Genomic DNA, 10,681 nt, shown 5'->3' with positions numbered 1-10,681 from the left:
CCACGCCGCGTATCACTCCGGGGGCGTCGACCAGCAGCACACCCTCCCCGGCCTGGCGGGCCAGGCGGCGCGCCGCTTCCACCAGCGGCAGGCGAAAGCGGGCGGCGTTGAGGCTGGCCAGGGCGGCCAGGGCTTCGAGCCGCCAGCCGCCCCCGCCCTCATCGGCCCAGCGGCCCAGGCAGACCGCGCCGGGCGGGCCGACGCCCGGCAGGCCCGGATCGGCGCTCAGGCAGCGGCACTCCCTGCCGCCCTCGGCCAGGTGGGCGGCGAGGACGCGGGCCAGGGTGCTCTTGCCGCTGCCCGGCGCGCCGGCCAGCAGCACCCGGCGGTGGCGGTGCAGCAGCGCCGCCAGGGGGTGGGCCGTCGATAAGCACTCTGGTGGGGTTGGCATGGCGGTACCCTTGCCTCGATACGCCCAGTGTGGGTGATCAGCTTGCCGCAGCCCAGGTGAATTCTTGCGCTCGGCGGATGGAGGGTTCCGCTTGACGTATTACGTGAAGCGTAATAGATTGGCGGAATGATCGAGTCCTTTGCCTGCAAGCGCACGCGGCAGCTCTTCGAGGGGGCCGGGTGCCCCAAGGCATTTCGTGCCTTTCGGCGCCAGGCTGAGCGCAAGCTGCAGCTGCTGGACTCCGCGACCACGCTGGACTTCTTGCGCTCGCCGCCCGGCAACCGTCTCGAGGCACTGCAGGGAGACAGGCAAGGTCAATACAGTATTCGTATCAACGATCAATGGCGCCTTTGCTTTCGCTTCGAGAGGGGGGCCGCCTTCGATGTCGAGATCGTGGATTATCACTGACCATTTCGGCCAGGAGTCATCAGCATGAGCAAGAATGGCATGCGACCTATCCATCCCGGCGAGGTGCTGCGGGAGGACTATCTCGAGCCGCTGGGGATGAGCGTCAACGCCTTGGCACGGGAGCTGCGCGTGCCCGCGACGCGCCTGCATGAGATCGTCAAGGAGCGTCGTGCCGTCTCGGCGGATACGGCATTGAGGCTGGCGCGTTACTTCGGTGGTGATGCCCAGTCGTGGTTGAACCTGCAGGCCGCCTACGACCTCAAGAGGGTCGAGCGCGACCATGGGGAGGAGATCGAGCGGGACGTGTTGCCGAGAGATGCCGCCTGAGGCCTTGGTGCCTCTGGTATAATCCCCCGCCACGAAAAGCCATCGAATTCGCAGGAGTCCACATGACCCGTATCGCCATCGTCGGGGTCGCCGGCCGCATGGGCCGCACCCTGGTCAACGCCGTGCTGCAGGATGACGGCGCCACCCTGGCCGGCGGCGTCGTAGAGCCGGGCAGCACCCTGGCCGGCGCCGATATCGGCGAGCTGGCCGGCGTCGGCAAGCTGGGCGTGGCCGCCGTGGACTCGCTGGAGGCCATCGTCGACGACTTCGACGTGCTGATCGACTTCACCGCGCCCCGGGTGACGCTGTCCAACCTGGCGGTCTGCGCCGAGCACGGCAAGCGCATGGTGATCGGCACCACCGGGCTCGACGATGCGGAGCTGGCCGAGCTCGACGGCTACCGCGACCGGCTGCCCTTCGTCTTCGCCCCCAATATGAGCGTGGGGGTGAACCTGACGCTGAAGCTGCTGGAGACGGCCGCCAGGGCGCTGGGCGACGAGGGCTACGATATCGAGGTGATCGAGGCCCATCACCGCCACAAGGTCGACGCCCCCTCCGGCACCGCGCTCAAGATGGGCGAGGTGGTGGCCGAGTCCCTGGGCCGCACCCTCAAGGAGCACGGTGTCTTCGAGCGGGTGGGGCAGTGCGGGCCGCGTACCGACCAGGAGATCGGCTTCGCCACCGTGCGCGCCGGCGACATCGTCGGTGAGCATACCGTGATGTTCGCCACCGAGGGCGAACGCATCGAGATCACCCACAAGGCCAGTAGCCGCATGACCTTCGCCAAGGGCGCGGTGCGCGCCGCGCGCTGGGTCGCCGGCCAGGGCAGCGGCCGCTATGCCATGCAGGACGTGCTCGGTCTGACAGACCGTGTCTGAAGTGACTGGGCCTGGCGTGAGGGGGCTCGACTAAAGGGGTGGTCGACAGGCGGCCAATCCTGTAATATCCCCAAAATTTTGGCCGGGCGTCTGGGCGAAAGCCCCCTACACAGCGCTTGTTGCGTCGGCCCCCAGTGTTCTGATGTTCTGAACGAACCAGTTCCGAGCGAATGACAACAAGCGGGATGAAACCGGTCTTCATCGGGTTTCGTCCCGCTTTTTTGCGGGCTGGCCACCGGTAACACTATTCCTTGACGAGCTGTCGTTGCATGGCTGTCGTTACACAGATATGGGAGGACGTTGCATTGAACAGACCCGCGATACTGGCCCTGGAAGACGGCAGTGTGTTTCACGGCACGGCCATCGGTGCCGATGGACAGACCAGCGGTGAGGTGGTGTTCAATACGGCCATGACCGGCTATCAGGAGATCCTGACCGACCCCTCCTATACCCGCCAGATCGTCACCCTGACCTACCCCCATATCGGCAACACCGGCGTCAACGCCGAGGACGTGGAGTCCGGCGCCATCGCCGCCGCGGGCCTGGTGATCCGCGACCTGCCGCTGCTGGCCAGCAGCTTCCGCTCCGAGCAGTCGCTCTCCGACTATCTCAAGAGCCAGAACGTGCTGGGCATCGCCGATATCGACACCCGCCGCCTGACCCGCCTCCTGCGCGACAAGGGCGCCCAGAACGGCGCCATCCTGGCCGGCGACCTGGCCTCCGGCGAGGACGCCGTGGCGCGCGCCCTGGAGGCGGCCCGCGCCTTCCCGGGCCTCAAGGGCATGGACCTGGCCAAGGTGGTCTCCTGCCAGAGCCCCTACGAGTGGAGCGAGGGCGAGTGGACCCTGGGCGAGGGCTATGCCGATACCGCCGGCCCCGATGGCAAGGCCGAGCGCCCCTATCACGTGGTGGCCTACGACTTCGGCGTCAAGCGCAACATCCTGCGCATGCTCGCCTCCCGCGGCTGCCGTCTCACCGTGGTGCCGGCCCAGACCCCGGCCAGCGAGGTGGTGGCCATGGCCCCGGACGGCGTCTTCCTGGCCAACGGCCCCGGCGACCCCGCGCCCTGCGACTACGCCATCACGGCGATCCGCGAGCTCCTCGAGACCGAACTGCCGCTGTTCGGCATCTGCCTGGGCCACCAGCTGCTGGCGCTGGCCAGCGGGGCCAAAACGGTGAAGATGGGCCACGGCCACCATGGCGCCAACCACCCGGTGCAGGACCTCGACACCGGCTGCGTGATGATCACCAGCCAGAACCACGGCTTCGCCGTCGACGAGGCGAGCCTGCCGGCCAGCCTGCGCGCCACCCACCGTTCGCTGTTCGACGGCACCCTGCAGGGGATCGAGCGCACCGACCGCCCGGCCTTCGGCTTCCAGGGCCACCCGGAGGCGAGCCCCGGCCCGAAGGACGTCGCGCCGCTGTTCGACCGCTTCGTCGAGATGCTGAAGGCCCGCCGGGCCTGAGCCAGAGCGCGAGAGCCTGAGTTGAGAACCTGACTCGAGAGACGTCGCCCCTCGTCACCCTTATTCTGCGGGAAGCACCATGCCCAAGCGTACCGACATCCAGAGCATCCTGATCATTGGCGCCGGCCCCATCGTCATCGGCCAGGCCTGCGAATTCGACTACTCCGGCGCCCAGGCCTGCAAGGCGCTGCGCGAGGAGGGCTACCGGGTCATCCTGGTGAACTCCAACCCGGCCACCATCATGACCGATCCGGCCATGGCCGATGCCACCTACATCGAGCCGATCACCTGGCAGGCGGTGGCGAAGATCATCGAGGCCGAGCGCCCCGACGCCATCCTGCCCACCATGGGCGGCCAGACCGCGCTCAACTGCGCGCTGGACCTGGACAAGCACGGCGTGCTCGAGACGTACGGCGTGGAGATGATCGGCGCCAACGCCGACGCCATCAACAAGGCCGAGGATCGCGACCTCTTCGACCAGGCCATGAAGCGCATCGGCCTGGAGTGCCCCAAGGCCGAGGTGGCCCACAGCATGGAGGAGGCCTGGCGCATCCAGGCGACGCTGGGCTTCCCGGTGATCATCCGCCCCTCCTACACCATGGGCGGCTCCGGCGGCGGCGTGGCCTACAACAAGGAGGAGTTCGAGGAGATCTGTACCCGCGGCTTCGAGCTCTCCAACAACCACGAGCTGCTGATCGACGAGTCGCTGCTGGGTTGGAAGGAGTACGAGATGGAGGTCGTGCGCGACAAGCACGACAACTGCATCATCGTCTGCGCCATCGAGAACTTCGACCCCATGGGCGTGCACACCGGCGACTCCATCACCGTGGCCCCGGCCCAGACGCTGACCGACAAGGAGTACCAGATCATGCGCGACGCATCGCTGGCGGTGCTGCGCGAGATCGGCGTCGAGACCGGCGGCTCCAACGTCCAGTTCGGCGTGGACCCGGATACCGGCCGCATGGTGGTGATCGAGATGAACCCGCGGGTGTCGCGCTCGTCTGCGCTGGCCTCCAAGGCCACCGGCTTCCCGATCGCCAAGATCGCCGCCAAGCTGGCGGTGGGCTACACCCTGGACGAGCTTTCGAACGACATCACCGGCGGGCGCACCCCGGCCTCCTTCGAGCCGGCCATCGACTACGTGGTCACCAAGATCCCGCGCTTCACCTTCGAGAAGTTCCCCCAGGCCAACGACCGCCTCACCACCCAGATGAAGTCGGTGGGCGAGGTCATGGCCATCGGCCGCACCTTCCAGGAGTCGCTGCAGAAGGCCCTGCGCGGCCTGGAGACCGGCAACGACGGCCTCGACCCCATCGTCACCGAGTTCACCGACGACGCCCTGGCCCATATCAAGGGCGAGCTGCAGGCCGCCGGCGCCGAGCGCATCTTCTACGTGGCCGACGCCATGCGCGCCGGCATGAGCCGCGACGAGGTCTTCGCGCTGACCCGGATCGACCCCTGGTTCCTGGTCCAGCTCGAGGACCTGGTGGCCACCGAGGCCGAGGTGGCCAAGCGCTCGCTCTCCGAGCTCGATGCCCGTGAGCTGTTCCGCCTCAAGCGCAAGGGCTTTTCCGACGCCCGCCTGGCCAGCCTGCTCGGCGTCTCCGAGAAGGAGTTCCGCAAGACCCGCCAGCAGGCCGGCATCCGCCCGGTCTACAAGCGCGTCGACACCTGCGCCGCCGAGTTCGCCTCGGACACCGCCTACCTCTACTCCACCTACGAGGAGGAGTGCGAGGCGGAGGTCACGGACCGCCAGAAGATCATGGTGCTGGGCGGTGGTCCCAACCGCATCGGCCAGGGAATCGAGTTCGACTACTGCTGCGTCCACGCCGCCTTCGCCATGCGCGACGACGGCTATGAGACCATCATGGTCAACTGCAACCCGGAGACCGTCTCCACCGACTACGACACCTCCGACCGCCTCTACTTCGAGCCGGTGACCCTGGAGGACGTGCTGGAGATCGCCGACAAGGAGCGGCCGGTGGGGGTGATCGTGCAGTTCGGCGGCCAGACCCCGCTCAAGCTGGCCCGGGAGCTCGAGGCCGCCGGCGTGCCGATCATCGGCACCACCCCGGACGCCATCGACCGCGCCGAGGACCGCGAGCGCTTCCAGCAGATGATCGACAAGCTGGGCCTCAAGCAGCCGCCCAACGCCACCGCGCGCAGCTTCGAGGAGGCCTTCGCCAAGGCCGAGACCATCGGCTACCCGCTGGTGGTGCGCCCCAGCTACGTGCTGGGCGGTCGCGCCATGGAGATCGTCTACTCGGCGGATGAACTCGAGAACTACATGACCCACGCGGTCAAGGTCTCCAACGACTCCCCGGTGCTGCTCGACCACTTCCTCAACGCCGCCATCGAGATCGATATCGATGCGGTCTCCGACGGCAAGGAGGTGGTGATCGGCGGCATCATGCAGCACATCGAGCAGGCCGGGGTGCACTCCGGCGACTCCGCCTGTTCGCTGCCCCCCTACTCTCTGCCCGCCGAGGTGCAGGACGCGATGCGCGAGCAGGTCCGGCAGATGGCCGTGGAGCTCGGCGTCAAGGGCCTGATGAACGTGCAGCTGGCCTGGCAGGACGGCGAGATCTACGTCATCGAGGTCAACCCGCGCGCCTCGCGCACCGTGCCCTTCGTCTCAAAGTGCATCGGCACCTCGCTGGCTCAGATCGCCGCCCGCTGCATGGCCGGCACGACCCTCGCCGAGCAGGGCTTCACCCGCGAGATCGTGCCGCACTTCTTCAGCGTCAAGGAGGCGGTCTTCCCGTTCAACAAGTTCCCCGGCGTCGACCCGATCCTCTCGCCGGAGATGAAGTCCACCGGCGAGGTGATGGGCTCCGGCGATACCTTCGCCGAGGCCTTCTACAAGGCGCAGCTGGGCGCCGGCGAGGCGATTCCTGCGCTTGCCGGCGAGCGCAAGGCGTTCCTCTCGGTGCGCGAGCCGGACAAGGCGGGTGTTATCGAGGTGGCCCGTTCTCTGGTAACCTTGGGCTTCACGCTGTGCGCGACCCGCGGTACCGCCGCTGCCCTGCAGGCCGCCGGTATCGAGGTGGAGGTCGTGAACAAGGTCTTCGAAGGGCGCCCGCATATCGTCGATCTGCTCAAGAACGACGACATCGCCTATATCGTCAATACCACCGAGGGTCGTCAGGCGATCCTGGACTCCTCGGTGATCCGCCGCACCGCGCTTGCCCGCAAGGTGCCCTACGCCACGACGCTGGCGGGGGCCAATGCCGTTTGCATGGCGCTGGAGTACGGCAACGCGATCACGGTGCGGCGGCTTCAGGAACTGCATGCAGGAGCTGCACAATGAACAAGGTCCCGATGACCGTTGCCGGAGAGACGCGCCTGCGCAAGGAGCTCGAGCAGCTCAAGGGCGAGGCGCGTCCGAAGGTGATTGCCGCCATCGCCGAGGCTCGCGAGCACGGGGATCTCAAGGAGAACGCCGAATACCATGCCGCCCGGGAGCAGCAGGGCTTCATCGAGGGGCGCATCCAGGAGATCGAGGGCAAGCTCGGGAGCGCCCAGGTGATCGACGTCACCAAGCTGCCGCGCACCGGCAAGGTGATCTTCGGCGTCACCGTCGAGCTGCTCAACCTCGACACCGACGAGGAGGTGACCTACCGCATCGTCGGCGAGGACGAGGCCGACATCAAGCAGGGGCTGATCTCGGTCACCTCGCCCATCGCCCGCGCCCTGATCGGCAAGGAGGAGGGTGACGTGGTGGTGGTCAAGACCCCCGGCGGCAACGTCGAGTACGAGATCGGCGGCGTGGAGCACCTGTAGCCCTTCGGGCAGCGCCGAGCTGCAAGCGCCTAGCGCCCAGCTGCTCAGTTACGGGCGGCAGATGTTGAGGCCACAAACGAGAAACCCCGCCGGGTACCCGATTTGGCGGGGTTTCTTCATTGACGACGCCACACTCGGCAGTGGCATTATCCTGCGGCGCTAGGCGCTAGGCGCTAGGCGCTAGGCGCTAGGCGCTAGGCGCTAGGCGCTCAATGCCGCCCGTGATGCCCCTCGAAGCGCGCTGCACGTTGGAGAGCTTCGGGTTGGCCTTGGGGTTGGCGCGGTAGAGCAGTGCCATCTTGCCGATGGTCTGGACCAGCTCGGCGCGGCTGGCTGCGACCAGCTCGGCGAGCAGGGTGGCGCGGTCGTCGCGCTCGGCCAGGGCCAGCTTGATCTTGATCAGCTCGTGGTCGGCGAGCGCCCGCTCCAGCTCCGCCAGCACGCCTTCGGAGAGGCCGTTCTCGGCGACCATGACCACCGGATTGAGGTGGTGGCCGATGCTGCGGAATGCTTTCTTTTGTGCCTGTGACAAGCTCATGGTATCTTGCGTCTTCTCGGTTGCGCGCAGCCGCCCATAGTACATGAAAATAGTACATGAAAAACCCTGCGGCGAAAGCCGCGGCGCCGTCTGGCGCACCATCTTGCCGGTAGTCCGCTCGACGCTCGTCCTCCCGCTGCATCGCTCTACAGACCCGCTACTCAGGTGACGTCTTGGCCACGCCCCCTTCGTCTCGCAACTCCTCCGGTCGTCCGGCCGGCAAGAACGCTGCCCGGAAGCGCACTGCCAGCAAGAGCAGTGCCGGCTGGCTCAAGGAGCACTTCGACGACCCCTATGTGCAGCGCTCCTGGCAGGAGGGCTATCGCTCGCGGGCCAGCTACAAGCTGCTGGCCCTGGACGAGAAGGACCGGCTCTTCAAGCCCGGCATGACGGTGATCGACCTGGGCGCGGCGCCGGGCGGCTGGAGCCAGGTGGCCGCCGAGAAGGTGGGCCCCGAAGGCGTGGTGATCGCCTCCGACATCCTCGAGATGGACGCCCTGGCCGGGGTCGACTTCATCCAGGGGGACTTCACCGAGGAGAGCGTGCTGGAGGCGATCCTGGCCACCCTGGGCGGGCGCCCGGTGGACCTGGTGATGTCCGACATGGCCCCCAATATGAGCGGCATGGCCGCCATCGACCAGCCCCAGGCGATGTACCTGGTGGAGTTGGCGCTGGACCTGGCCGGCCAGACCCTGCGCCCCGGCGGCACCTTCCTGGCCAAGGTGTTCCAGGGCGAGGGGTTCGATGACTACCTGAAGGCGCTGCGCGGCAGCTTCGCGCGGGTGGTCACCCGCAAGCCGGAGGCGTCGCGTGCCCGCTCCCGGGAGGTCTACCTGCTGGCGCAGGGCTTCCGCGGCTGAGCGGGCGCTCGGCCCCGGCAGCGCAAGCAAGCGACAAGAGAGAGGCGATCGATAGTCCTCGACTAACGGGGTGATTGCCGGACAGCAGGCACCAAAGTGTGTCACAGTATTCGCTACGGGGACCGCTCGGGATGGGCGGTGGCCGAACGCGGCGGGCTCCTGTAGTGTCCTATACAGTGCGTGTACAAGGCGCCAGGCCATGGCGGCCGACAGATTTCAGATATTGAGGGTAGTCCCTTGAACGATATGGCGAAGAACCTGATCCTGTGGTTGGTCATCGCGGCGGTGCTGCTGACGGTGTTCAACAACTTCAGCGTCGACACGGCACCCCAGTCGATGAACTATTCCCAGTTCGTCCAGCAGGTGCAGAACCAGCAGGTGCGCAGCGTCACCATCGACGGCTACAAGATCACCGGCGAGCGCACCGACGGCTCGGCGTTCCAGACCATCCGGCCGGCGGCCGAGGATCCCAAGCTGATCGACGACCTGCTCTCCAACAACGTCACCGTGGTGGGCAAGGAGCCGGAGCAGCAGAGCCTGTGGACGCGGCTGCTGATCGCCAGCTTCCCGATCCTGCTGATACTGGCCATCTTCATGTTCTTCATGCGCCAGATGCAGGGGGGCGGGGCCGGCAAGGGCGGGCCCATGAGCTTCGGCAAGTCCAAGGCCAAGCTGCTCTCCCAGGACCAGATCAAGACCACCTTCGCCGACGTGGCGGGCTGCGACGAGGCCAAGGAGGAGGTCGAGGAGCTGGTCGACTTCCTGCGCGACCCCACCAAGTTCCAGCGCCTGGGTGGCACCATCCCCCGCGGCGTGCTGATGGTGGGCCCGCCCGGCACCGGCAAGACGCTGCTCGCCAAGTCCATCGCCGGCGAGGCCAAGGTGCCCTTCTTCTCGATCTCCGGCTCCGACTTCGTCGAGATGTTCGTCGGCGTGGGCGCCTCGCGCGTGCGTGACATGTTCGAGCAGGCCAAGAAGCAGGCGCCCTGCATCATCTTCATCGACGAGATCGACGCCGTGGGCCGCTCCCGCGGGGTCGGCATGGGCGGCGGCAACGACGAACGCGAGCAGACCTTGAACCAGCTGCTGGTGGAGATGGACGGCTTCGAGGCCAACGAGGGCATCATCGTCATCGCCGCCACCAACCGTCCCGACGTGCTCGACCCGGCGCTGCTGCGTCCGGGCCGCTTCGACCGCCAGGTGGTCGTGCCGCTGCCCGATATCCGCGGCCGCGAGCATATCCTCAACGTGCACCTGCGCAAGGTGCCGCTGGCCGACGACGTCAAGCCGTCGCTGATCGCTCGTGGCACCCCGGGCTTCTCCGGCGCCGACCTGGCCAACCTGGTCAACGAGGCGGCGCTGTTCGCCGCGCGCCGCAACAAGCGCCTGGTGGGCATGGAGGAGCTGGAGCTGGCCAAGGACAAGATCATGATGGGCGCCGAGCGCCGCTCCATGGTCATGACCGAGAAGGAGAAGCTCAACACCGCCTACCACGAGTCGGGCCACGCCATCATCGGCCTGGTGATGCCGGAGCACGACCCGGTCTACAAGGTGACCATCATCCCGCGTGGCCGCGCCCTGGGCGTGACCATGTTCCTGCCCGAGCAGGACCGCTACAGCCTGTCGCGCCAGCAGATCCTCAGCCAGATCTGCTCGCTGTTCGGCGGCCGTATCGCCGAGGAGATGACCCTGGGCCCCAACGGCGTCACCACCGGCGCCTCGAACGATATCAAGCGTGCCACCGAGCTGGCCCACAGCATGGTGGCCAAGTGGGGGCTCTCCGAGGAGATGGGCCCGATCATGTACGACGAGGACGAGTCCCACCAGTTCCTCGGCGCCCCGGGCCAGGGCGGCGGCAAGATGAAGTCCGGCGAGACCATCTCCAAGCTCGACAAGGAGGTGCGCAAGGTCATCGACGACTGCTACGCCCAGGCCCAGAAGATCCTCGAGGAGAACCGCGACAAGCTCGACGCCATGGCCGAGGCGCTGATGAAGTACGAGACCATCGACGCCGATCAGCTCAATGACAT

Annotated in this window: 10 protein-coding genes; 8 read left to right on the top strand and 2 right to left on the bottom strand. The window is 67.1% G+C overall.

The annotated features are described in order from the left end of the window. A partial coding sequence (locus J5F18_RS00255) for an ATP-binding protein (RefSeq protein ID WP_346300376.1) occupies positions 1-391 on the bottom strand: 391 nt, incomplete at its 3' end. 126 nt (positions 392-517) lie between these two features. Here J5F18_RS00255 and J5F18_RS00250 point away from each other — a divergent pair. From J5F18_RS00250 to greA, 6 genes are all read left to right on the top strand, one after another. Further along, the gene (locus tag J5F18_RS00250) at positions 518-799 is read left to right on the top strand and encodes a type II toxin-antitoxin system RelE/ParE family toxin (protein WP_346300375.1); all 282 of its coding nucleotides are present in this window, start codon (positions 518-520) and stop codon (positions 797-799) included. A gap of 24 nt (positions 800-823) precedes the next feature. Beyond that, positions 824-1,126 carry a HigA family addiction module antitoxin gene (locus J5F18_RS00245; protein ID WP_346300374.1) on the top strand — a complete coding sequence of 101 codons (303 nt, stop codon included), beginning with the start codon at positions 824-826 and terminating at the stop codon, positions 1,124-1,126. Positions 1,127-1,188: 62 nt separating this feature from the next. Further along, a complete protein-coding gene (dapB, locus tag J5F18_RS00240; protein WP_346300373.1) occupies positions 1,189-2,004 on the top strand; it encodes a 4-hydroxy-tetrahydrodipicolinate reductase in 816 nt (271 codons plus the stop codon). 305 nt (positions 2,005-2,309) lie between these two features. Beyond that, on the top strand, positions 2,310-3,470 hold the full coding sequence (gene carA, locus J5F18_RS00235; RefSeq protein ID WP_346300372.1) for a glutamine-hydrolyzing carbamoyl-phosphate synthase small subunit: 1,161 nt from the start codon (positions 2,310-2,312) through the stop codon (positions 3,468-3,470). Positions 3,471-3,549: 79 nt separating this feature from the next. Beyond that, positions 3,550-6,780, top strand: coding sequence for a carbamoyl-phosphate synthase large subunit (gene carB / locus J5F18_RS00230; RefSeq protein ID WP_346300371.1), 3,231 nt, complete (start codon positions 3,550-3,552; stop codon positions 6,778-6,780). Then, positions 6,777-7,253: a transcription elongation factor GreA gene (gene greA, locus J5F18_RS00225; RefSeq protein ID WP_346300370.1), complete on the top strand. Its 477-nt coding sequence runs from the start codon at positions 6,777-6,779 to the stop codon at positions 7,251-7,253. The genes carB and greA overlap by 4 nt, the downstream gene beginning before the upstream one ends. Before the next feature lie 187 nt (positions 7,254-7,440). On the opposite strand, the gene yhbY is transcribed toward greA, so the two are convergent. Then, complete coding sequence (gene yhbY, locus J5F18_RS00220) at positions 7,441-7,791, bottom strand: ribosome assembly RNA-binding protein YhbY (protein WP_346302141.1); 351 nt, start codon at positions 7,789-7,791, stop codon at positions 7,441-7,443. A 173-nt stretch (positions 7,792-7,964) separates the two neighbouring features. Here yhbY and rlmE point away from each other — a divergent pair, with 173 nt between their 5' ends. Together rlmE and ftsH are read left to right on the top strand one after the other, a co-directional pair. Further along, positions 7,965-8,651, top strand: coding sequence for a 23S rRNA (uridine(2552)-2'-O)-methyltransferase RlmE (gene rlmE, locus J5F18_RS00215; RefSeq protein ID WP_346300369.1), 687 nt, complete (start codon positions 7,965-7,967; stop codon positions 8,649-8,651). A gap of 237 nt (positions 8,652-8,888) precedes the next feature. Then, positions 8,889-10,681: ATP-dependent zinc metalloprotease FtsH (gene ftsH, locus J5F18_RS00210; RefSeq protein ID WP_346300368.1), on the top strand; the 1,793-nt coding region annotated here is incomplete at its 3' end.

Source organism: Halomonas sp. BM-2019 (genome assembly GCF_017584085.1).
Note: the sequence above shows the minus strand (reverse complement) of the source record. Positions and strands in the feature narration are given on the sequence as shown.